The organism is Enterobacter sp. ECC_219_Taxon_10, assembly GCF_058354905.1.
On sequence record NZ_CM178005.1, the window covers coordinates 4,061,369 to 4,085,179 of the forward strand.

Here is a 23,811-nt window from a genome sequence, read left to right on the forward strand (position 1 = left end):
CCTGGTAGTTAAGCGACTTCCGCACTCGCACGGTAATGCGTTTCGAGATGCGCGAAGGTGGAGTCCGGGACAATCTCCCGGATCCGGGAAAACTGCTGTGTCTTCAGTAAGCGGCGCACTTCAGACGCCGAAATGGCGTTGCCGGTGGCCTTGATGCGAGGCATTTCCACCACGTTGATATGCGAGGCCAGCAGGTTGTGCAGCGTCTGGTTGTACTGGCGGGTGATATCGCAGAACGGCTCCGAGCCGATGAAGCGGTGCGTGATGCCGAGCGCCGGGGCGATGAAGTCACGGAAGATCAGCACGTCGATCTCGCTCCACGCCTGCTGCACTTTGCCGGTCTCCTTCAGGAAGTAGGCCGGGAAGGTGGCTCGGGAGATGATGTACTGCGAGCCTTCATGGACCACCACGTTCGGCAGATGCGCCACGCCCGCCCGCACCATCTCGAGGCGCGCGCTGAACGGGAAGAACGAGGCGTCTTCACGCACCACGAACAGGTGCAGGGCATCGCACTGCCCCGCCGCCTGCTCCACCAGATGGCGGTGGCCGAGGGTGAACGGATTGGCGTTCATCACTATCGCGCCAATGTTCTCCCCGCACCTGCGCTTTGCGCGCAGGGAACGACAGTAGCGTTCGATCCCCTGCGGGGTGTTCTCCATCAGCACCGCGTTGTTCCCGCTTTGGGCAATCGGCCAGAAGCCACTGCGGGCAAAGCGCTCCCGGTTGCACGGACGGGTGCAGAGGAAGAGGTGGAAATGGCCGCGCTCCAGCGCCGCATTTTCCACCTCTGCCAGCAGCCGCGCGCTGAGGTTCTCGCCGCGAAGCTGCTCGTTGACCGCCACGCATTTGATGACGTTGGCGGCAAGCCCTGCGCAACCCACCAGCTGCGCGCCGGACCAGGCTTCGACGAACAGCGTGATGTCGTTGTCCAGGCCAAGGCCGCTGTCTGCCAGCAGGTAGCGGATCTGGCTTAAGCGTTCCGGGTGTTTCGCCACAACGGTGTGGCGAAAATCGATGGGTCGCGAGTGCATGCTGCCGCCTTAGTTAATGTGCTGCCGCAAGCCCGACGGCTGGCGCTTCCACAATCACGTTGCTCAGATGACCGATATGCTCGATCTCCACCTCAATACGATCGCCCTCTTTCATAAACAGCGGCGGGTTACGCTTTTTACCCACGCCGCCAGGGGAGCCGGTGATGATCACATCGCCCGGGCTTAAGCGGGTAAAGGTGCTGATGTACTCGATCAGCTCTGCCACCTTGTGGATCATGCTGCTGGTGTTGTCCTCCTGCACCATGCGGCCGTTCAGCCAGGTGCGGATCGCCAGTTGATGCGGATCCGGGATCTCGTCCGCCGTCGCCATCCACGGGCCAAACGCGCCGGTCTGACGCCAGTTTTTACCGGCGGTAAACCAGGTGTGCTGCCAGTCGCGGGCGGAGCCGTCCATATAGCAGCTGTAGCCCGCCACGTGGCGCAGGGCGTCGTCGCGGCTGATGTTCTCCCCGCCTTTGCCGATGATCACCGCCAGCTCGCCTTCGTAGTCGAATTCGCTGGAGTGGCGCGGCTTCAGCACCGGCTCGTTGTGGCCGGTCTGTGAATCCGGGAAGCGGACAAACAGCGTCGGGGCCGGGTTATGCTGGTCAAACTCCTTGCGCTTGTCGGCGTAGTTCATGCCCACGCAGAGGATCTTTTCCGGCTGCACGATCACCGGTAAGAAGGTGATGGCGCTCAGCGGCACGTCCACCACATCGTTCAGGTAACGGGTGGCCTGCGCCAGCCCGTTGCCCTGCAGCAGCGCCTTGAGGTCGCTGTAGCGGTCGCCCAGACGGCGGCCCAAATCAATCACGCCGTCGGCCTGGACGATGCCGTAGCTGCGTTTTCCCTGGTATAAAAAGCTTGCGAGTTTCATTGTTCTTTCCTGAAAACTTAAACGAGGAAGTTGCCCAGAATCAGCAGAGAGATGGAGACGTTAATCGCCCCGCCGATACGGGTAGCAATCTGGGCGAACGGCATCAGGCTCATGCGGTTGCCTGCGGTCAGGATCGCCACGTCGCCGGTGCCGCCCTGTCCGCTCTGGCAGCAGGAGACGATGGCGACATCAATCGGATGCATACCAATCTTTTTGCCGACGAAGAACCCGGTCGCCACCAGCGCGGAGACGGTGCTAATAATCACCAGCAGGTTGGTCAGCGTGAAGGCGGCCACCAGTTCATGCCATGGGGTGATGGCCACGCCGACGGCGAAGAGGATTGGGTAGGTCACGGAGGTCTGGAAGAATTTGTACACCACCTGAGAGCCTTCCAGCAGGCGCGGAGAGGCGCCGTTGCAGAGCTTCACCAGTACCGCCATAAACAGCATGCCGACCGGCGCTGGCAGGCCAATCAGCTTGTGGCCGAGCATCCCCAGCATGTAGAGCAGCACCGCCAGCAGCGCGCCGGAGGCGATGGTGGTGACGTCCGCTTTGCCGGAAAACGCAGGCTGAGAGACGGTGGCATCGGCATTCGCGCGGTTAGGCATCAGCTGACCTTCACCGGTCAGGTGCGGGAAGCGCTTACCGAGCTGGTTCAGGCAGCCGGAGATAATGATTGCCGTCAGACCGCCAAGCATCACCATCGGCAGCACGCGGCCGAGCGCCACGCCCTGGTCCATGTGCAGCAGGGTGGCGTAGCCGATGGAGAGCGGGATCGCCCCTTCCCCGACGCCGCCCGCCATGATCGGCAGAATGATAAAGAAGAAAATCTGGAACGGCTCAAGGCCCAGCGCCAGGCCCACGCCCATCCCCACCAGCATGCCGACAATCTCGCCGCACAGCATCGGGAAGAAGATGCGCAGGAAGCCCTGAATCAGCACCGTGCGGTTCATGCTCATGATGCTGCCGACGATAATGCAGCAGATGTAGAGATAGAGAATGTTGGTGGATTTGTAGAATTTGGTGGTGGACTCGACCACCACGTCCGGCAGCAGGCCATAGTAGACCAGCGCGGAAGGGATAAAGGTGGCGCAAATCGCCGCCGCACCGAGCTTGCCGACAATCGGCAGGCGTTTGCCAAACTCGCCGCAGGCAAAGCCGAAGAAGGCCAGCGTTGCCACCATCACCACGATATCGCTCGGCAGTTTTCCGCCCAGGCAGTCAATCGCAATCAGCGCGCCCGCCAGAACGAACAGCGGCAGAGGAATAATCCCAATTTTCCAGGTATCCATAATATGCCACCAGCTCTCCTTGAGCGAAGGCCGCTGAATTTCAATCGGGTCGTGGGTAACAGAGAAGGAATCGTCAGTTGTGCTCATAATAAGCCCCTTAGTTATTTTGTCCGTTCAGCTTAGAGTCACAAAGGCTTACTTTATGTGAGGGATGGCATATTAAAAGCGAAGTTTTAATGGCAGCTATGGTTTTAATGGTTTCTTTTATTTAATGTGATTTATGCCTTATTTATTAGCGTGGTTTTTATGGTTTCTTTTCTGAATTGAACAAGCAAATAACATTTAACTTAGCGGCATGAAGTACATAAGCCTTCAGGATAAATCATTTACAGCCCCTGCTGTGCAAGGGATCACAAGTTTCCCGTAAAGCGGGCATCCGCATGAAAAAAGATGATATATTGACGATCTTTGCCGCCACCTTGCGTGATAGTTATGAAAGTCTCTTTCCAGATTAAGCTGTTTATTTCGCTGGTTGCCTTTTTCTCAGTGCTTTTTGCGCTGCTGGGCGGATATTATTATGCCGATGTAGGAAAGCAGCTTTATCAGGAAATGAGCGCGCGCGCTAAAATACAGGCAGAAGAGATTGCACTTATTCCGTCATTGCGCAATGAAGTTGAACAAAAAGATATCAACGCTATCCATGATTTTATGCAGAAAATTGCTGCCCACAGCGACGCCAGCTTTATTGTCATTGGCGATAATACGGGACGGCATCTTTTTCATTCCGTTTTTGCCGACAGGGTGGGCACGACGCTGGTTGGCGGCGACAATGAAGCCGTGCTGCAGGGGAAGAGCACGACAACCATTCGTAAAGGCGGGCTGGGCATTTCGTTGCGCAGTAAAGCCCCCATCTTCAACGACGCCGGGCAGGTGGTTGGCATTGTCTCGGTAGGCTATCTCACCAGCTACCTGGATACCATTACCGTCAGTAAAGTGGTCAATATCCTCATTGCTGCCGTGCTGCTGCTGATCGCTCTCTTTATCTTCTCCTGGTTCTTTACCCGCAGCATTAAGAAGCAGATCTTCTCCCTGGAGCCGCGCGAGATCGGTCTGCTGGTGCGCCAGCAGAAGGCGCTGATGGAATCCATCTACGAAGGCGTGATCGCTATTGATAACGAACGGCGGATAGAGGTGATCAACCAGGCGGCGCGCAAGCTGCTGGGCCTGAGCCAGCCGGCGCGCGAGCTGCGCGGGCAGCTGATAAGCCAGGTGATCGATCCGGTCCCGTTCTTCGACACGCAGACGATGCTGGCGAAAGATACCCATGACGAAATTTGCCGCTTTAACGATCTCACGGTCATTGCCAGCCGGGTACACATTATGCTTGAGGGATCGCTGCAGGGCTGGGTGATCACCTTCCGCGATCGCAACGAGATCGACTCGCTAAGCGCCCAGCTCAGCCAGGTGAAACGCTACGTCGATAACCTGCGCATCATGCGTCATGAGCAGTTAAACCGGATGACCACCCTGTCCGGCCTGCTGCATATGGGCCGCTATGAAGAGGCGATTGGCTACATTCAGGCGCAGTCGGAGCATGCTCAGGAGCTGCTGGACTTTATCTCTTCGCGCTTCAGCTCCCCCACCCTGTGCGGCCTGCTGCTGGGCAAAGCCGCCCGCGCGCGGGAGAAAGGCGTCGAGCTGAGTTTCGACCCGGCCTGTCGGCTGGACAAACCGTTCCTGCCGCTGGGGGAACAAGAGCTGATTTCGATTATTGGCAACCTGCTGGATAACGCCATCGAAGCGACGCAGCGGTCGCCGCTTCCCCATGCACCGGTGGAGGTACTGATAAAACTCAGCGAACAAGAGCTGATTATTGAAGTCGCCGACCAGGGCGTTGGCATTACACCGGCGATCCGTGACCGAATCTTTGAACGCGGCATCACCACCAAAACGCGCGGCGATCACGGGATTGGCCTGTATCTGATCGAAAGCTACGTGACGCAGGCTGGCGGCACAATAGAAGTTGCCGATAACACGCCGCACGGTGCCATTTTCTCACTGTTTATCCCGGCCATGGGAACCGCCCGGCAACTGGAAGATACCGACTATGCAACATGAACTTATCGACGTACTGATTGTTGAAGACGAGAACGAACTGGCACAGCTGCACGCGGAGCTGATAAGCAAACATCCGCGCCTGAGGCTGGTCGGGATTGCCTCGTCGCTGGCCGATGCGCAGGTTCAGCTTGAGAGTAAACAGCCGCAGCTGATGCTGCTGGATAACTATCTGCCGGACGGCAAAGGCATCACCCTTATCAGCAACCCGATGCTGGCCCGCGCCAACTGCTCGGTGATTTTCATCACCGCCGCCAGCGATATGGACACCTGCAGCCAGGCGATTCGCAACGGCGCGTTCGACTATATCCTCAAGCCGGTCTCCTGGAAGCGGCTCAGCCAGTCGCTGGAGCGGTTTGTGCAGTTTGCCGAACAGCAGCGGGTCTGGAAGATTGTCGACCAGCAAAACGTCGATTCTCTGTATCAGCTACAGGCGAAAAACTACCGTCTGGACAACGGCAGCAAAGGCATAGAGGAAAATACGCTGGCGCGGGTGCAGGCGCTGTTTAACGACAAGGCTACCCACTGCTTTTCGGTAGATGAAGTGGTGAGCGAAACGGGGTTAAGTAAAACCACCACCCGACGCTATCTGGAACACTGCGTGGAGGCGGGTTTTCTGACGGTGGAGATGCTGTACGGCAAGATTGGGCACCCGAGGAGGATGTACAAGCGTAGTCCGGTTTGATGATACCCCTCAACCCGGCCCTCTCCCCTTTGGGGAGAGGGTGAAAAGACGGCTCCGTGCCCCCCCCTCTCCCCTTTGGGGAGAGGGTTAGGGTGAGGGGGCCTACTTCAATACATACCCATACAGCCGCTTGATCCCGTCGGCATCCTTCTCGCTGTACACGCCCTGCAATTCCGGCGAGAAGCCCGGCAGCAGGTTGACGCCCTCCTCCAGCGCCAGGAAGTAACGCTGTACCGCCCCGCCCCAGACCTCACCCGGCACCACGCACAGTACGCCTGGCGGATAGGGCAGCGCCCCTTCAGCAGCAATGCGCCCTGCGGCATCCCGAATGCGAACCAGCTCCACCTCGCCGCGAATATAGGCCCGGTTTGCATCCTGCGGGTTCATTACCACCTCAGGCAGGCTCTCCTTGCGGAACATCGCCTTCTGCAGATCTTTCACGTCAAAGCTGACGTAGAGATCGTGCATCTCCTGGCACAGCTGGCGAAGGGTGTAATCCCGGTAGCGAACCGGGTATTTCTGGAAGATCGTCGGCAGCACGTCCGCCAGCGGCGTGTCGTCTTCAATATGCTGTTCAAACTGGCCCAGCATCGCCACCAGCTGCGCCAGCTTCTCGCTGCTTTCGGCAGGCGTCAGCAGGAACAGGATCGAGTTGAGGTCGCACTTCTCCGGCACGATGCCGTTTTCGCGCAGGTAGTGCGCCAGAATCGTCGCCGGGATCCCGAAATCAGTGTACTTCCCCGTTTCGGCATCAATGCCCGGCGTGGTCAGTAGCAGTTTGCACGGGTCGACAAAGTACTGCTCGCGGGCATAGCCCTCAAACCCGTGCCATTTGGCCCCCGGCTCGAAGCTGAAGAAGCGAAGCTCGCTGGCGATAGCGTGAGTCGGATGATCCTGCCACGGCCGCCCCGCCACCACCGGCGGGATAAACGGTTTGATCATATGACAGTTGGCAATGATCGCCTTGCGCGCCTCAATGCCCAGCTCGACGCACTCCGCCCACAGCCTGCGTCCACTCTCCCCTTCGTGGATTTTGGCGTTCACGTCGAGCGCAGCGAACAACGGATAAAACGGGCTGGTGGAGGCATGCAGCATAAAGGCATTGTTCAGCCGCTTGTGCGGGCAGAAGCGCGCCTGGCCGCGAATGTGGTTATCCTTTTTATGGATCTGTGACGTTTGCGAGAACCCGGCCTGCTGTTTGTGCACCGACTGGGTCACGAAAATACCCGGATCGTTCTCGTTCAGCTCCAGCAAGAGCGGGGACGTTTCCGCCATCATCGGGATAAACTGCTCGTAACCCACCCAGGCGGAGTCAAAGAGAATGTAGTCACACAGATGGCCGATCTTGTCGATCACCTGACGAGCGTTGTAGATCGTCCCATCGTAGGTGCCAAGCTGAATGATCGCCAGGCGGAATGGACGCGCCTCGTCGGCCTTCTCCGGCGCAGCCTCGCGGATCAGGTCTCGAAGATACGCGTCATCAAAGCAGTGCTCGTCAATCCCGCCGATAAAGCCAAACGGATTGCGTGCCGCTTCCAGATAAACCGGCGTCGCGCCCGCCTGAATCAGCGCGCCGTGGTGGTTAGACTTATGGTTATTGCGGTCGAACAGCACCAGGTCGCCGCGGGTCAGCAGCGCGTTGGTCACCACCTTGTTGGCCGCCGACGTGCCGTTTAGCACAAAGTAGGTTTTGTCCGCGTTGAACACTTTCGCCGCGAACTTTTGCGCGTGCTTGGCGGAGCCTTCGTGGATCAGCAGATCGCCCAGCTTCACATCGGCGTTGCACATGTCGGCGCGAAACACGTTCTCACCGAAGAAATCATAGAACTGTCGCCCTGCCGGGTGTTTTTTGAAAAATGCCCCGTGCTGGTGGCCCGGACAGGCGAAGGTGCTGTTGCCCATCTCAACATACTGGCTCAGGGTGTCAAAAAAGGGCGGCAGCAGATCCTCTTCGTAACGGCAGGCAGCACTCTCCAGTTCCAGGAACTCCTGAGCTTTACCCGAGATGATCGCGGTGGCGCCGTCAGGTACGTCCGTTGGCTCCTGCGAAAAAATAAACACCGGTAAATGAAAGCCCGTGCGTTTCAGCAGTGCAAGAATGCCGCTGCGACTTTCGGCTATTGTGATGACGACTGCCGCCACATCGGTAAAATCAGTGCTGTCCAGCGTCACCTTTTCACGGTGCGTAGAGACGGCGGAGACCAGCTCGGGGCTGACGGCAATTTTCATGGTTTTCATAGGCGCAGTTACCCTCACCGGGCGGTGAGACAGGGAGGAGAAAATTCGCGCAATAATGTCACCTTTTATTTTGAGGTGCAAGAAGGAATCAGTATGCACGAAACCACCCAAAGCTAAGGCCCGCGCAGCCCTGACGTGTCATAATAATGCAATATCAATGAGTAAATAACAGGAGTTAACCGTGGTTATCGGGCCATTTATTAACGCCGGAGCCGTATTGCTGGGCGGCGTACTGGGCGCAGTGTTGAGTCAGCGGCTGCCGGAGCGTATCCGCTCATCCATGCCCTCGATATTCGGCCTGGCATCCTTAGGCATCGGCATCCTTTTAGTGATCAAATGTGCCAACCTGCCCGTCATGGTGCTGGCCACCCTGCTCGGCGCGCTGATTGGCGAGTTTTGCTATCTGGAAAAAGGCATCAATAATGCGGTAGGCAAAGCCAAAAACCTGATAGCCCGACCGGGCAAGGCGAAGCACGGCACGCACGAGTCGTTTATTCAGAACTACGTCGCCATCATTATTCTGTTTTGTGCCAGCGGCACCGGGATTTTCGGTTCGATGCAGGAAGGGATGACGGGCGACCCAAGCATATTGATTGCGAAGGCGTTTCTTGATTTCTTCACCGCCACTATTTTTGCCACCACGCTCGGCATTGCCGTGGCGGCGATTTGCGTCCCGATGCTGCTGATCCAGCTGGCGCTTGCCACCTGCGCCACCTTGATTCTCCCGCTGACCACGCCAGCGATGATGGCGGACTTCACCGCCGTCGGCGGTCTACTGCTGCTGGCAACCGGGCTGCGCATCTGCGGGATCAAGATGTTTGCGGTGGTGAATATGCTGCCCGCCCTGCTGCTCGCCATGCCGCTTTCCGCGCTTTGGACGCACTTTTTCGCTTAAGAGTACGGCGAAATGGCGAGAGATTGCGCAGTCTGTAACGAAAACAACATTTTTCGTTGACGGCAACGGGCAGATCGGGTTTAATGCGCCCCGTTGCCCGGATAGCTCAGTCGGTAGAGCAGGGGATTGAAAATCCCCGTGTCCTTGGTTCGATTCCGAGTCCGGGCACCAAATTCATATTAACGGACCTCCACGGAGGTCCGTTTTTGCATTCTAAGCCCGCCAGAATCAACACTTCTAAATTCCCTTAACGACACCCGGACCACTGCGTCAGTAGCGCATACAATTTAGCCGGCTCCAGAGGCTTGCGCAGCACCAGGTACCCTTCCTGCTCCGCCGCCAGCAGAACCGGCGAGTTAAATTCGCCGCTAACCATCGCGCCGCTCATGTCCGGCAGACGTTCAAAAAGCGCTTTCAGGATGTCGAAGCCGCTTTCGCCGGATCGCAGACGCTGATCGCACAGCACGGCGAACGGCGTGAAGCCGTCGTCGATTATGGCGAACGCTTCTTCAGCGGAGGCCGCACAGCGCACGTTGATCCCCCAGATGCGCATCAGGCTCTCCCAGGCAGACGTCACCAGCGGGTCGTCATCGACGACCAGGCAGGAACCGCGCAGCGGCGCATAGCGTACCTGCGCGGCGGTGCTGTCATCGGCGGGCGGGATGTCCGGCGCGATCTCTTCTCCAGAATATTGAGTGAAGCGCATCCAGAAGCGTGAGCCTTTACCTTCAATAGATTGCATCCCGTACTTTACCTTCATCAGTTTTGCACAGCGGGCAACCACGGCCAGACCCAGCCCGTGTCCGGCGCTGTCGATCTTCCAGGCCAGCTCGGGGCGGTAGTAGGGAGAGAAGATTTTACCTTTCTCGTCATCGGCGATACCGACCCCCGTGTCCCACACCTCCACCAGACACTCGTCACCGCGCGGTCGGATGGCGACCAGCACGCCGCCCTGCTGCGTGTAGCGAAGGGCGTTTTGAATCAGGTTAATCAGCGATTGTCGCACCAGCAGCGGATCGCCCATCACGTGGATGCGGCGTTTGGGCCGACGGGTGGACAGCCTGAGTGCGCGGCTGTTGGCCTCTTCGCGAAACAGCGTGATCACCGAGTCGAGCAGAGCGCCGATGTCCACTCTGGAAGGTGCAGTGAGCACGTTCCCGGATTCAATCTTGCTGAGGTCGAGCAGAGAATTGAACATCAAATGCACCGAGCGAACGCTCTGCTGCAGGTCAAGCAGTTGGGGCGTCAGGCTGTCGTCGCGGTTTCGGTGGATAATCGCTTCGATCAGAAAGCCCATGGCGTGTACCGGCTGACGCAGATCGTGGCTGGCGGTCGTCAGGAACTGATTCTTATCCAGCAGCGCCTGCTCCGCTTCCTCTTTAGCCTGACGAAACTGTTCTGCCAGGCGTGAGCTTTTTTCCTCAAGCAGCGCTTGCTGAATGAAGAACGCGTGCGACGTTAACGCATGGCGGTAAATGGCGAAGCCGTAAAGCAGGTTCAGCATCAGCACAATGAACATCAGATCGTCCAGCCGCCAGATGATGCCGAGGTTCAGTACCCCCCAGGAGGCGAAGAAAAAGCACGTAAAGGTGCTGATGACCGGCGTCAGATGCGTCGCATTGGCGGCGACGATGGCGGCAATACTGATATTAAGTAGCAGGAAAAAGTCAAAGTTCTGCGTCTGCGGCGTAATTAAATAGAGAGATGAAATCCCCAGCCCGTGAATAAAAGCAATCTTATTTATGCGCGGAAGCCAGCGGCGCAGGACGTCCGCTTCATCATGCTCTTTCACTTCGCGCCGGTAGCGTCGGTGCAATATTCGGATTGCCACGGCACATAGCAGGTAAATAATTATCCAGGTAATGGTTGGGGCAAGTTCATCGCCCAGCAAATTAATCCAGATGGCGAAAGGAATACCGACAAATGGCACCGCGCTGAAGCTGAACACCAGCCGCATAAAGGTGTTGTTTAGTAAACGGATCTGCGCGGGAGGAGAGATGCCATCGTTCTGTAAGCTCTGGAAAAACCTCATTCTGATGATTCCCGCTTACCATGCAGAAGCGTGATGGCTTCGACCCGACTGTTAACACCTATTTTTTTCAATATATTGCTGATGTGTTCTTTTACCGTGGGCTCAGAAATTGAAAGCTGCGCGGCGATTCGCTTATTCGGCAGGCCGCGCATAATCATATTTAACACGTCTATTTGTCGCGGCGTTAAGTTAAATTTACTTAACTTCTCATTATTCGATTCAACGGAATATTCATTTCGCTCAGGAAACCAGGTCAAATTATCTGTAAGTGCAAAAACGGCCCGTGAGAACATTTCGGGCGGTTCACTTTTCAATACGAAACCGTGCCCCCCGGCGGCGTGAACTTTCTGCCAGATGTCATTATTGTCATCCCCACTGACCACCAGAAGCCGTACCTGTGGGTAAAGTTGTTTAACTTCTTTGAGTAATTTCAACGCTGTTCCGGACGAGAGCCAAAAATCGATTACCAGCAAACGTGGCGGGCCATTATCCCTAATTTGACGGTAGCAATCCTCCTCATTCGTCACCACGTACGCCTGCTTAAATTGGCAATGTGTAATCAGAAAATTGGCGATGCCGCTTGCTACCAATGGATGGTCATCAACGACCAACGCATAATTCTGCCCCAAAGGATCCTCCTTTTACCTTCGCATATCTGAGTGTACGGATGATTTATTATCTACCCACCCTACTTTAGGAGGGTTTTATCGATTAGGAAAGGGAAATATATTATTCGCTGATTTGGGTAATTCAAAACATAAATACAATCAGTGAAATTAACTGATTGGATATAAAGGATAATTTATGAAAAAACCACTAATCTTTTTAAGCGTTACGTTGATGCTAGCCGGTTGTTCCACGCTTAAAACCGATCAGGCCATTCCACTCCTGCAGGCGGAGACCGCTAAAATGCTGGGGTTGGGCTCATCGGATGAAATAACCGTGACCAATGTTAATGGCGCCCAGCCGGATGCACTGGGAGGACAGAAACTGTCTTATCGCGCGACGACGGAGAAAGGGCGTATTTTCGATTGCTCATCGATGATGATGCCGGGGATTTTAGGATCAGCACCGACGCTGAGCGCGCCAACCTGTACACCTGTTGTCACACATAAATAATTAACGCCAAATCAAAAGGCGTACATAAATAACGCCTTTTACATTCTCTGACATATCTGAGTTTTCATATAAAAACGATTTTCCAGACATCACGCTAATGAGTACGGAGATAGCCCGTGAATAACTCTACATCGCATTCTTTAGCGGTTAAGACGCCGCTTTCCAGACTTTACCTCGCTCTATTTTCCGCGCCGCTGCTACTGCTTTCACCTGCCGATTTCGCGCGCGCAGCCGATGCATTTTTTGATGGCGACTCGCGTATTACCGAAACGCTGGGTTACACCGGCGATGTTTACGTTGGACGTAATCAACCCGGAAACCTGCTGATCGATAATGGCAAAATCACCGCCTATAACATCAACATCGGCCGGCTGTTCGACGGCCAAATTTATGAAAGCGTGGTCACGGTCCGCGGGCCAAACGCCGAGCTTAACGCGGTGAACGATCAGTATGTCCTGCGCGGCGACCTGAATCTTGGCCTCGGCACCCTGCGAGTCGAAGAGGGTGCGTTGGCCAGCGCAAAAGAGATCGTTGTCGGCACTACCCGTGGCTACGACAGCCACCTTATCGCCACGGGCACCGGCTCACGCGTGACCAGTAATTTTCTTAGCGTAGGCACCGATCTGGGCGCACGCTCCACGCTGGCGGTTGAGGACGGCGCGGCGCTCAGTACCGCCTACGATGCGCGCATCGGCAACGGTACCGGGCCGGGTGAAACCGACACGCTGAGCCCGAAAGCCACCGTCACGGGGAGCGGCTCACAGTGGAATGTTGGCCGTACGTTAACGCTTTATGGCGACCTGGACGTGCTGAACGGCGGTGCGGTTAACGTTGGCAGCGTGCAGGTGGCGGGCGTCTCCGGGGCAGGTAAAACCGCCGAGCTGGTTATTGCGGGCAAAGACTCGCGCTTTACCAGCGGCAGCAGCGTGAGCGTGGGCGATTACGGCAATGGCGTGCTGTCTGTGATTGACGGCGGTTCATTTTCCGCTGGCAGCAATGCGCTGATCGTGGGAACTTCGGGTTCCGGTTCGAATCGGGGTGCACTCATCATCGGCAGCCGCGGCAACATGGACACCGGCACCGGTTTAACTGAGCCAACGCTTGGCACAGCGGGCGGCGCAGGTACTCTCGATGCGAATACGGCAATCAGCCTGCGCGGCGGGCTGTTCGGCAGCTATGTCTACTTCAACCATACCGATGGAAATTACGTCTTCAGCAACAAGATGAGCGGCGAAGGTGAGGTAATCAATACCTCCGGGCAGACAACGCTGAACGGCGATCTTTCAGCCCTTCAGGCGAACGTGACCGCGCGAGGTGGTAAAGTCATTATTGCCAGCAACATCAACACTCAGCCAGAAGACGATATTTTTGATATTCAGACCCTTAGCGCCGAGAACGGCGGGACGCTGATCCTCAACGCGACGGCGGGAACCGACGTTAGCAACGGGCTGGGCTACAGCAGCGCCGCGTCAATCAAGGCCGGCGGTACGCTGGGGGGGAACGGCACGCTGGGCCAGACCGAGATCCTGTCCGGCGGGCATATTTCACCAGGGGATGGCGATATCGGCACGCTGACGCTGAAGCGTTATCTGAATTTTGTGGGTGAGTCTTTCTATGACGTCGATATCGCCGGTGATGGCCGCAGCGACCAGTTGCTGGTAGCGGGCAAAACGACCATCAGCGATCGGGCTCAGGTCCAGGTCACCGCGCTGGATCCGCAAACCAGCTACAAAACGGGCCAAAGCTACCGCATTTTAACCTCCGACGGGGGAATTGACGGTCAGTTCGCGGGGGCGATTTCCAAATCCGCCTTCCTGGACGTCGCGCTGAACCAGAACACCAACGCCGTCGATCTGACCATCGCACAGAAAGAGACCGGCGGCGAGAATCCTGGAGGCGAAAACCCGGGAGGTGAAAATCCAGGAGGAGGAAACCCAGGCGGTGAGAACCCGGGGGGAGAAAACCCTGGCGGTGAGAATCCGGGCAGCGGCAAGCCGGGGATTTTCCAGACCGTCGCCAATAGCAGCAACCAGTGGAATACCGCCGGCGCGCTCTCCACGCTGACGCAAAGCGGCCCGTCGCTGGCGCTGTACAACTCGCTGCTGGTGCTGAGCGCGCCGGAAGCGCGCGAGGCGTTCAACCAGCTGTCCGGTGAAGTTTATCCGTCAGTACAGTCCAACCTGATCGCCGGCAGCACGCAGGTGTTTAACGTGTTAAACCAGCGAATGCAGCGCGCGTTTGATAACGACAGTCTGCCGATACCACCGTTAGCGATGTCGCTGGTGCAGCAGCCGGAGCCGCAAAACAATGGCGTCTGGGGCCAGACCTTCAGCTCCTGGAGCCGAAACAGCGGCGACGGTAACGTGGGCAAGCTGGACGGTAATACCACCGGCTTTCTGCTTGGGGCCGATCGCAAGCTCGCGGACCATAACGTGCGTGTCGGCGGCTACTTCGGCTACAGCCGAGGCGATTACGACGTCGACAGCCGTCGCTCCTCAACGGATACCGACAACTACCACCTTGGCCTGTATGCCGCCGGTCAACAGGATGCATTCTCCCTTCGCGGCGCGCTGGGCTACACCTGGCACAAGATCGAAGGCGAGCGCAATGTTGATTTCAGCGGCTTCTCGGATCGGCTGAAGTCGGATTACGACGCCAACTCGCTGCTGGCGTTCACCGAAGCGGGCTACCGTTTCGGCCAGCCTGATATGAATATCGAGCCGTTCGTCAATTTATCGTACATTCGGCTGCATACCGACAGCTTCAGGGAAGACGGCGGTGCCGCCGCGCTGAGCGTGCGTAACGAAACGATGAACACCTTCTATTCCACCCTCGGGGTGCGCGGTGTGACCGAGTTGCCGAAGAACGTTAACCTCTACGGTTCGTTGGGCTGGCAGCACGCCTATGGCGATAAGAATACCTCTTCGCGCATGGCGTTTGCGGGCAGCGACGCGTTCATTACTCAGGGGCAGGCCGTGGATGAGGACGTGATGGTGGGTGATATCGGCGTGAGCGTACAGCTGTCGCGTGCTGCGACGCTGGATGTGGGTTATCAGGGGCAATATGGTGCGGATACCCGCGTCAACTCGGTTAACGCTAATCTGCGTTGGTCGTTCTGACCTATCTGCATTTAAAAAACCCGCCCTCGTGGCGGGTTTTTGCTTTTGACTTCTGACAACGTCAGGGATCGTTCCCAACCGCGTCCAGCAGTTTATTTTTAAAGATGAACAAACACGCCTCGTTGAAGTTCTCCGCCCCCAGGCGCTCCGACAGCGCCGTTCGTTTGCGGTAAAGGCTTTTAACCGACGTGTTCAGCTCATCGGCAATCGCTTCCATCGACATCCCTGCCCTCAGCAACCGCAGCATGATTGCTTCGTGCGTGCTAAGCCGCAAGTTAAGCAGCCATTTGGTGGACAGGCGCCTGCCCTTCATATTGAGCACCAGGTTAAATAACGACGCCATATCCGGCGCTGTAAGCGACGTGTTCATAAACAACTTCATACTGAGTAGATTCTCCTCGCGATGTCGCATATCCAGCATAACGCAGCAGATCGTTTTTTTTGTTCTGGCCGGATGGCGTATCAGGTAGTCATATAAGCGGAGCGGAGAACGACTATCAATCAACACAGAATATTCATCTGCACCATTATCAAATATGTTTCTGTCAATCGAGTCGAGCAGGATAATATCCGGGAAAAATAGCCTCATCCCCCTGACAAGATAGCGATCCTGAGTCACTAACACTATTGAAGTTGCCACTAACCATCCCTTTTAGATTAAAGCAAGAACGCGCCTTCAGAAAGAAGGCCGCCTTCGTTTTATAGCGCTGTAATATTAACGACAATATGTATTCTGGCGTTGAACATCCCTCAATACAGACATTGATGAGCAAGACTTCCTGTAGACTTTCATTCAATGGCTGGCATTAATTATAAATAAAAAACAACCTCAGAAAAGACACTTCTCTGAACATTAAGAATTTTTGTCATGAAACTTCCCAAACATGCACCAGAAAGTACTTTAAATGCTACAATCAAACCGCATTTAAAATATAAAAAAATCAACCGAATTAAAAATAAAAATCAATAATATCAATTAGTTGTAATTATAAGCTCAATTCTCAATAATCACCAAAAGCATCTCATTCCAGAATTATCCCAAAACTCCCCGTCAGCTTTTCACCATATTTATCCGGCAACATATCAGGTGTACATTACCTTCCACTCAGCTCACAAAGAGGAGGAACCATAATTACCTTTAAGTAAGTACCCCGTAACGTTAATGCATTCAGATTTAATGTTCTCATTTATGGCCTTTAACGAAGAGTTAAAAGGCGGCCGTGTTATGCAATGGATTCATGATAAACAAATGGCAAATAGATATGGAAAGATCGCTTCGCTTCAATACGTTATTCTTTTATCGCGTCCCAGGATTATTGTTTCTGCTATTTCTGTTTCCTGTTCTCGGTCAGGCAACGGAATCCGTTTATGAGCAACAGATTCAACAGGCGCGTAACGGTAATTACGCGCCGTTTCTCAATTACCTTCAGGGTTATCAGCAACAGCATGCTCTGACGCCTGAGCAAGTCGCGGACTGGTTACAGGTGGCTGCATGGGCTGGTCGCGATGACGAGGTGATTCAGGTCTGGCGGCGTTACGGCATTTATATGCCGCTGCCTGCTCGCGGCGTTGCTGCCGTCGCGCAATCCAGGCGAAATCAAAAAGCATGGCAGCCGGCTCTCGTGCTCTGGAAAGAGGCGCGTAGCCTTGCGCCGGATAATGACGATTATCGTATCGGCTATATTAAAACCCTGGCCGATGCCCGCATGGATACGCTCGCTCTGCATGAAGCCCGTCAGCTGGTGACGGAGGATCCCTCTCCGGCGCATCTTCAGACGCTCTCGTACGTCTGGTTACGCCAGGGAAAAAGCTGGGATCGGCTTTTAGCGGACACGCGCGCGCTGACCCTCGCGCCGGAGAATAAAGCGCTCCTCAGCGAGCTGATTGATGCGCTAACGGATAGCCGGGTGAGTACCCCCGCGCTGATGCTGTCGCAAAGGGTAACGCTGCCCCCTGCGCAGCGACGCCGTCTTGAGCTTAATGCCGCCGCCGAGTGGGTTCGGCTGGCCGATGTTCCTGGCAGAACGGAAAAGGAGCGTCTGCAGCTGGCGCAAATGGCACTGAATCGTTACGACGCCCTGCTCTCCCGCTGGCAAAACGAACCGCAGGCAGCGGAAGACGTCATCCTCGCCCGTATCGACAGGCTTGGCGCGCTGTACGCGCATGGCGATTACCCGCAGGTCATCCGTGAATATCAGGCGCTGAGGGACGCGCAGCATCCCGTGCCGGGCTGGGCCATCGGCTGGGTGATCTCCGCGTATCTGCAAGAGAAAAACGCGGCTGCCGCCTTCGCGCTTCTGCAACGCTATCCGCAATACGCCGCCGACCCGCAGGATGAGGAGCATGCGCTTTTCTACGCCTGGCTGGATACCGGGCAGTATCAGGCCGCCCACCGCTACGTTGAGCGCCAGACCCGCAACGTTCCGTGGACCCGCTACGATTTTGGGTCCCCTGTCCCTCAGCCGAACGATCGGTGGCTTACCGGGCAGTCGCTCAAATTTAACTATTTGCGCTCGACTAACGCCCTTCCGGAAGCCGAAAAGCTGGCACACCGTCTGGCGACAACGGCGCCGGGCAATCAGGGGTTGCAGATTGACTATGCCACCCTGCTTCAGGCACGGGGCTTGCCGCGCGCGGCCGAGAAAACGTTGAAAAGGGCGGAGGCGCTGGAGCCATCAAATCTGGAGCTAGAGCAGCAGCAGGCTTACGTCGCCATGGATCTGCAGGAGTGGCGACAGATGGATTTACTGGCCGACGATGTGCTTGCCCGCGCCCCCGTCGATCGCAGCGCCAGGCGTCTGGACAGACTCCGAACGGTCCACCACATGTCCGAGCTGCGCCTCAACGCGAGCAAGGGTTTGCACTCCGATAACCCCATCAGCGGGACGCACGACCTGAACCTGGACGCCACGCTCTATGGACCCCCCGTGGCGGATAGCTGGCGGCTGTTTGCCGGCACCCGCTATGCGCAGGGGAATTTCGATGAAGGCAAAGGCACCAGCCGTCACCTCCTGGGTGGCGTCCAGTGGCGTCCTCGCGACCTTCAGCTCGAAGCCGAGCTCTCCAGCAACCGCTATCACGGGGCAAACAAGCCAGGCGCTCGCCTCTCAACAACGTACTTTCTCGATGATAACTGGCAGGTCAGCGGCAGCCTTGAACGCTTATCCCGCACCACGCCCCTGCGGGCCTTACGCAACGGGATTAGCGCCAACCGGGGTGAAGGCGGGGTGCGTTGGTATCAAAACGAGCGCCGTGAGTATCAGTTCAGCGCCGCCGTCAGCCGCTTCTCCGATCATAACCGCCGGCAGGAATACACCCTTGCGGGTAAGGAGCGTCTCTGGCAGACCCCGACCCTGACGCTGGATCTCGAACCGGGGATCGCCGCCAGTAAAAACAGCCTGCGGGACACGCTCTATTACAACCCGGCGCGGGATCTGTCCGTGACGGCCGCCCTGTCCGTGGACCATGAGATGTACCGCCATTACGACACCCTCTGGAGCCAGCAGTTCGTGGCCGGAGGCGGCAGCTACTGGCAGAAAAAGCAGTCCGCTGGCGCCATCGTCCTGCTGGGCTACGGGCAACGCGTCCAGTGGAATAACGTTATTGATACCGGCGTGATGCTGAACTGGGATAAACGCCCTTATGACGGCAAACGCGAGAGCAACCTCTCCGTCACGCTTGATGCGACTTTACGCTTTTAAGGATGAATATGCTGAACACACGCTTTTCCGCGAGCCTGATACTCATCGGCTGGCTCTGCCTCAGCGCGAGCGTCTGCGCGCAGGCGATTTCGTTCGTTGCGCCCAAAGCGCGGCCGCAGCCGGAGGCGAGCAAACCCTGGCCGCAGAACCAGTTTCTGGTGCTGGCCTACCACGACGTCGAAGACGATGCCGCCGATCAGCGCTACCTCTCCGTGCGCACCAGCGCGTTAAACGAGCAGATAAGCTGGCTTCTGCACAACGGCTATCACGCCATCAGCGTGCAGGACATTCTGGACGCGCATGACGGAAAAAAAACGCTGCCGCCAAAAGCCGTTCTGCTCAGCTTTGACGATGGCTACAGCAGCTTCTACACCCGCGTATGGCCACTGCTCAAGGCCTGGAACGTCCCTGCGCTTTGGGCGCCGGTGGGCAGTTGGGTGGATACGCCAGCAAACCAGAAGGTGAACTTTGGCGGCCTGATGACGCCCCGCGATCGCTTCGCGACCTGGGACATGGTGCGCGAGCTCAGCCAGTCCCCGCTGATTGAAATCGGATCGCATACCTGGGCCTCGCATTACGGCATCGTCGCCAACCCGCAGGGCAGCCGTGAACCGGCTATCGCCAACCGCTTTTATGACAAAGCCACGGGCCGCTATGAAACCGACCAGCAGTTCAACCAGCGGATCGGCGATGACGTCCGCAAGGTGACGGAGAAAATCGCGCAGGTGACGGGCAAGGCGCCGCGCGCCTGGGTCTGGCCTTACGGCGCCGCAAACGGTACGTCGCTCGCCATCGCCAGACAGCAGGGTTATCAGCTGGCCTTTACCCTTGAGGACGGGTTGGGGAATGTGCAGGAGCTGGGCAACATCCCCCGCCTGCTGATCGCCGGGAATCCCTCGCTCAAGGCGTTTGCCAGTACGGTCAGCCAGGCTCAGGAGCGCGATCCCGTGCGCGTCATGCACGTCGATCTCGACTACGTTTACGATCCCGATCCGGCCCAGCAGACCCAAAACATCAACAGGCTGATCCAGCGGGTCTACGACATGAAAATCAGCCACGTTTTCCTGCAGGCGTTTGCCGACCCGCAGGGCGACGGCAGGATCAGGGCGCTCTATTTCCCCAACCGCCGGCTTCCGGTCCGGGCCGACCTCTTTAACTTTGTCGCCTGGCAGCTGCAAACCCGCGCGGGCGTGAAGGTCTTCGCGTGGATGCCGGTGCTCTCGTTCGATCTCGATCCTTCCCTGCCCCGCGTGCAGCGTCGGGACGATCGAACCGGTCAGCTGCGCGAGGCCAATGAGCCCTACATCAGGCTTTCCCCGTGGGATCCGCAGGTTCGCCAGCAGGTGACGGAGATCTATGAGGATCTGGCCCGCCATGCCAGCTTCAACGGGGTCCTGTTCCATGACGATGCGGTGCTGACGGACGTTGACGTTGACGCTGCCGGGCAGGACACGACGCGTCAGAAAAGCCGGAGGCTTATCGGGTTTACCCGCACCCTGGGCCAGGCGGTGAAGCATATCCGCGGCCCGCAGATAAAAACCGCGCGCAATATGTTCGTCTTACCCATTCTGCAGCCCGAAAGCGAAGCGTGGTTTGGGCAGAATCTCGATGATTTTCTGGCGGCCTATGACTGGACGGTACCGATGGCCATGCCGCTGATGGAGTCCGTTCCGGCGAATGAGAGCAATGCCTGGCTGACGCGTTTGATCAAAGCCGTCGCAACGCGGCCCGGCGCGCTGGATAAAACCATCTTCGAACTGCAGGCCAGAGACTGGGAGCAGAAACCGCAGCGCGCCGTTTCCGACAGCCAGCTTGCGGCGTGGATGCGCGTCCTCCAGCTTAACGGCATCAAAAACTACGGCTACTACCCTGACGATTTCATCAATAACCAGCCTGATATCTCACGCATCAGGCCCGTATTTTCTTCCTACTGGTACCCTGACAATGACTGATCGCATAATCGCCTTTTCCATTTTATGTCTGGTATTCGGGTTGCCGTTAGGCGTGGCAGCCCTCTTTACCGGCGAGCTGATTCTGGATTTTGTCTTCTTCTGGCCGCTGTTTATGTCCGTGCTCTGGGTCACCGGCGGGCTCTATTTCTGGTTTCAGCTTGAACGCCGCTGGTCGTGGAATAAAGACACGCCCGCCCCGGTACTTGCCGGCGAGCCGCTCATCTCCATTCTTATCCCCTGCTTCAACGAGGGACGAAATGCCCGGGAGACCATCAGCGCCGCGCTGGATCAGCGGTATGAAAATATAGAAGTTATCGCCATCAATGACGGCTCCTCTGACAACACGGCGGAGGTATTGCAGGCGCTGGCGCAGGAGCAGCCGCGCCTGCGGGTGATCAACCTCGCGGAGAACCAGGGAAAAGCCGTGGCGCTCAAAGCCGGGGCGGCGGCGGCCCGGGGCGATCTGCTGGTCTGCATTGACGGCGACGCCCTGCTCGACCGCGACACCGCTGCTTATCTGGTAGCGCCGCTGATTCAGTATCCCCACGTTGGGGCGGTTACCGGGAACCCGCGAATTCGCACGCGCTCCACGCTGATTGGCCGCATTCAGGTAGGCGAGTTTTCGTCCATCATTGGGCTCATCAAGCGGACGCAGCGGATCTATGGCCGGGTCTTTACCGTCTCCGGCGTCATTGCCGCCTTTCGCCGTCAGGCGCTGGCGGACGTCGGGTACTGGAGCCCGGACATGATCACCGAAGACATCGACATCAGCTGGAAGCTCCAGCTGCGCCACTGGGATATCTTTTTCGAGCCGCGGGCGCTGTGCTGGATCCTGATGCCGGAGACGCTCAAGGGCCTGTGGAAGCAGCGTCTGCGCTGGGCCCAGGGCGGCGCGGAGGTGTTTCTGGTCAACCTGCGCAAGATGGTGCGCTGGGAACATCACCGCATGTGGCCCCTGTTTCTGGAGTACGCGCTGTCAACGCTGTGGGCCTTCGCGTATGCGATAACGGTGCTGCTGTTCGTCATCAGCCACGTCGCGCCCATTCCCGCCAGGCTGACCGTTGAAACCCTGTTTCCCCCGGCGTTTACCGGGCTGCTGCTGGGCGTGATGTGCCTGCTGCAGTTCCTGGTCAGCTTGTACATCGAGCGGCGCTATGAGCGCAAGGTGGCAAGCTCGCTTTTCTGGGTGATTTGGTTCCCGATGGTCTACTGGATGATTGGCCTGTTCACCACCCTCGTCGCATTTCCAAAAGTCATGCTTAAACGTCAGCGTGCCCGCGCGCGCTGGATCAGTCCGGACCGGGGAAAAGGGAGCCTTCAATGAACGAAAATACCTTAATTTTGACTGAACATCGCTTGCTGCCACGTCTTTTTGATGCCGCGTTAACCGCGATGGCGTGGGGCGGATTTCTGTTTTTCCTGTATGCCAGGCTGTGGATGCAGTTAACCGAGGAGAGCGACCACCGGTGGAGCGTGATTATTGCCTCCTTTAATACGGTGTTGATCTATTTGCTGTTCGCTGCGCTCAACGGCTGGCTGCTGATTTTGTGGTATCAGTACAACCGCCGCCGCACGCACGCAAGGCGCCGCCAGCCGGGCTATTTTCGCCAGGAGGAGCTGGCCCGCAGCTTTAATGTCTCACCGCAGATCATCTCCGAGATGAGCCAGTACAACCTGCTGACGGTGTATCATGACCAGATTGGACGCATCATCGATCTGAAGACCAGCGAGCAGCAGGACGGGGAAGCGCAGTAACAAAAGGCCCCCACAGAGAATACTCTGCGGGGGCTTTTTTTGCCGCTGGATTTATCCAGCAGTTCGTCCTGAGCGCTGATGAGAGCGATATTGCTGCCGCAGCGACCAGCAACAGGTTTCACGACATAGCCGGTCTGTTTCAGCAGATCGCGCTCGCTCACTAATGGCGCCTGTTGTTCACCCATCCAATGATTTTTATCGAGTTCGTGATGCAGTACCTCTGAAAAATTTTTTAATTATCTGATTGGGCGCTTCTCTGAGGCTAAAATTAAAATAAGAAAAATTCCCATATATATATTTATACAAAGATGAATGTATAAATTATTTACTATAGCACGTTAAGTTTACTTTTGATGTGATAGAAATAATTTCAAAATAAACCAAGTGTCCAAATGAAGACAGTTCGGATGGTTTCAAATCGAAACACTAACTCTTAATATATACTAGCTCGCTTCTTAAAGAGCGATAGTAATAAAATCAACTTTATTGTATTTTTTAAGGGTTATTGAAATGAAAAAAATCATTCAGCTCGGAATTTTAGCTGCGGCTATCACTGCATCCTGTGGCGCTTTTGCTGCAGGCACTGAAGGCGTTGCTGTCGAGTTTGGCGGTACGCTGACAACATCTTCCTGTAACGTTTCCGTAAATGGTGGTCAGTCTATTGATATGGGTAGTGTTGATACCTCTGGTTTGAAAATCGGCGAAACAACGACAGCAGTTCCGTTCACCGTTGATATTAAAGATTGTCCGTCAAGTATTCAGACTGCTGCCCTGGATTTTGAGGGAAATGCATTTTCTGGCGACAACACTGCTTTCGCTTTGACCTCATCAGTTGGTAATGCTGCAGAGCAGGTTGCCCTGATGATTGAGAATACGGCCAGTGGTACTTACTTCAGTCCAAACGTTTCCGGCTCAACAGAAAGTTTAGATAGTGGTGCTGTATCCATCCCTCTGGCTGCTTTATTGAAAATGAAAAGCTCCTCTGTAGACGAAGGCCAATTTGCAGTATCGACTTCCCTTCATGTGATTTATAACTGATTATGAATAACGTAAAGCCGTG

Annotated in this window: 17 protein-coding genes, 1 tRNA gene and 1 pseudogene; 11 read left to right on the plus strand and 8 right to left on the minus strand. The window is 56.3% G+C overall.

The genetic code is table 11. The features are described from left to right. Positions 1-8: 8 nt before the first annotated feature. The 3 genes from citC to AC4ICF_RS19285 are packed head-to-tail and all read right to left on the minus strand — an operon-like array spanning position 9 to position 3,287. Positions 9-1,031, minus strand: coding sequence for a [citrate (pro-3S)-lyase] ligase (gene citC / locus AC4ICF_RS19275; protein WP_316379954.1), 1,023 nt, complete (start codon positions 1,029-1,031; stop codon positions 9-11). Positions 1,032-1,044: 13 nt separating this feature from the next. Then, positions 1,045-1,908, minus strand: a complete 864-nt coding sequence (locus AC4ICF_RS19280) for a fumarylacetoacetate hydrolase family protein (RefSeq protein WP_116341988.1) — start codon at positions 1,906-1,908, stop codon at positions 1,045-1,047. Between the two features lie 17 nt (positions 1,909-1,925). Next, a complete protein-coding gene (locus tag AC4ICF_RS19285) occupies positions 1,926-3,287 on the minus strand; it encodes a 2-hydroxycarboxylate transporter family protein (RefSeq protein WP_491466125.1) in 1,362 nt (453 codons plus the stop codon). Between the two features lie 345 nt (positions 3,288-3,632). Here AC4ICF_RS19285 and AC4ICF_RS19290 point away from each other — a divergent pair, with 345 nt between their 5' ends. After that, the gene (locus AC4ICF_RS19290; RefSeq protein ID WP_166712333.1) at positions 3,633-5,258 is read left to right on the plus strand and encodes an ATP-binding protein; all 1,626 of its coding nucleotides are present in this window, start codon (positions 3,633-3,635) and stop codon (positions 5,256-5,258) included. Next, positions 5,248-5,940, plus strand: a complete 693-nt coding sequence (locus AC4ICF_RS19295; RefSeq protein WP_316379952.1) for a response regulator — start codon at positions 5,248-5,250, stop codon at positions 5,938-5,940. The genes AC4ICF_RS19290 and AC4ICF_RS19295 overlap by 11 nt, the downstream gene beginning before the upstream one ends. Positions 5,941-6,042: 102 nt before the next feature. On the opposite strand, the gene AC4ICF_RS19300 is transcribed toward AC4ICF_RS19295, so the two are convergent. After that, positions 6,043-8,178, minus strand: coding sequence for an ornithine decarboxylase (locus AC4ICF_RS19300; RefSeq protein WP_316379951.1), 2,136 nt, complete (start codon positions 8,176-8,178; stop codon positions 6,043-6,045). 181 nt (positions 8,179-8,359) lie between these two features. On the opposite strand from AC4ICF_RS19300, the gene AC4ICF_RS19305 reads away from it, so the two are divergent. Both AC4ICF_RS19305 and AC4ICF_RS19310 read left to right on the plus strand, forming a co-directional pair. Continuing rightward, on the plus strand, positions 8,360-9,073 hold the full coding sequence (locus AC4ICF_RS19305; protein ID WP_116341998.1) for a DUF554 domain-containing protein: 714 nt from the start codon (positions 8,360-8,362) through the stop codon (positions 9,071-9,073). 95 nt (positions 9,074-9,168) lie between these two features. Next, a tRNA-Phe gene (locus tag AC4ICF_RS19310) sits at positions 9,169-9,244 on the plus strand. A 76-nt stretch (positions 9,245-9,320) separates the two neighbouring features. Here AC4ICF_RS19310 and AC4ICF_RS19315 read toward each other — a convergent pair. Together AC4ICF_RS19315 and AC4ICF_RS19320 are read right to left on the minus strand one after the other, a co-directional pair. Next, positions 9,321-11,105: a hybrid sensor histidine kinase/response regulator gene (locus AC4ICF_RS19315; RefSeq protein ID WP_316379950.1), complete on the minus strand. Its 1,785-nt coding sequence runs from the start codon at positions 11,103-11,105 to the stop codon at positions 9,321-9,323. After that, complete coding sequence (locus AC4ICF_RS19320) at positions 11,102-11,734, minus strand: LuxR C-terminal-related transcriptional regulator (protein WP_316379949.1); 633 nt, start codon at positions 11,732-11,734, stop codon at positions 11,102-11,104. The genes AC4ICF_RS19315 and AC4ICF_RS19320 overlap by 4 nt, the downstream gene beginning before the upstream one ends. Before the next feature lie 175 nt (positions 11,735-11,909). On the opposite strand from AC4ICF_RS19320, the gene AC4ICF_RS19325 reads away from it, so the two are divergent. After that, positions 11,910-12,224, plus strand: coding sequence for a lipoprotein (locus tag AC4ICF_RS19325; protein WP_028014394.1), 315 nt, complete (start codon positions 11,910-11,912; stop codon positions 12,222-12,224). 116 nt (positions 12,225-12,340) lie between these two features. Beyond that, the gene (locus tag AC4ICF_RS19330; RefSeq protein ID WP_491466126.1) at positions 12,341-15,343 is read left to right on the plus strand and encodes an autotransporter outer membrane beta-barrel domain-containing protein; all 3,003 of its coding nucleotides are present in this window, start codon (positions 12,341-12,343) and stop codon (positions 15,341-15,343) included. Positions 15,344-15,404: 61 nt separating this feature from the next. Here AC4ICF_RS19330 and AC4ICF_RS19335 read toward each other — a convergent pair whose 3' ends face one another. Next, positions 15,405-15,932 carry a helix-turn-helix domain-containing protein gene (locus AC4ICF_RS19335; RefSeq protein WP_116342006.1) on the minus strand — a complete coding sequence of 176 codons (528 nt, stop codon included), beginning with the start codon at positions 15,930-15,932 and terminating at the stop codon, positions 15,405-15,407. Between the two features lie 673 nt (positions 15,933-16,605). Here AC4ICF_RS19335 and pgaA point away from each other — a divergent pair. Genes pgaA through pgaD form a run of 4 tightly spaced genes read left to right on the plus strand, consistent with a single transcriptional unit; the run spans position 16,606 to position 22,751 of the window. Continuing rightward, the gene (pgaA, locus tag AC4ICF_RS19340) at positions 16,606-19,044 is read left to right on the plus strand and encodes a poly-beta-1,6 N-acetyl-D-glucosamine export porin PgaA (protein ID WP_316379947.1); all 2,439 of its coding nucleotides are present in this window, start codon (positions 16,606-16,608) and stop codon (positions 19,042-19,044) included. Positions 19,045-19,052: 8 nt separating this feature from the next. Next, a complete protein-coding gene (pgaB, locus tag AC4ICF_RS19345; protein ID WP_316379946.1) occupies positions 19,053-20,996 on the plus strand; it encodes a poly-beta-1,6-N-acetyl-D-glucosamine N-deacetylase PgaB in 1,944 nt (647 codons plus the stop codon). Beyond that, on the plus strand, positions 20,989-22,320 hold the full coding sequence (gene pgaC, locus AC4ICF_RS19350; protein WP_233002816.1) for a poly-beta-1,6-N-acetyl-D-glucosamine synthase: 1,332 nt from the start codon (positions 20,989-20,991) through the stop codon (positions 22,318-22,320). Before pgaB ends, pgaC begins: the two co-directional genes overlap by 8 nt. Beyond that, positions 22,317-22,751, plus strand: coding sequence for a poly-beta-1,6-N-acetyl-D-glucosamine biosynthesis protein PgaD (gene pgaD / locus AC4ICF_RS19355; protein WP_316379945.1), 435 nt, complete (start codon positions 22,317-22,319; stop codon positions 22,749-22,751). Before pgaC ends, pgaD begins: the two co-directional genes overlap by 4 nt. A 38-nt stretch (positions 22,752-22,789) precedes the next feature. On the opposite strand, the pseudogene AC4ICF_RS19360 reads toward pgaD, so the two are convergent. Beyond that, positions 22,790-22,900 (minus strand): annotated as a pseudogene (locus tag AC4ICF_RS19360) (hypothetical protein); the annotation flags it as partial. Between the two features lie 361 nt (positions 22,901-23,261). Between AC4ICF_RS19360 and AC4ICF_RS19365 the strand changes: the two are divergent. Next, positions 23,262-23,789 (plus strand): fimbrial protein, encoded by a 528-nt coding sequence (locus AC4ICF_RS19365; RefSeq protein WP_316379944.1) that lies wholly within the window; start codon positions 23,262-23,264, stop codon positions 23,787-23,789. The last annotated feature ends 22 nt before the right edge of the window (positions 23,790-23,811 follow it).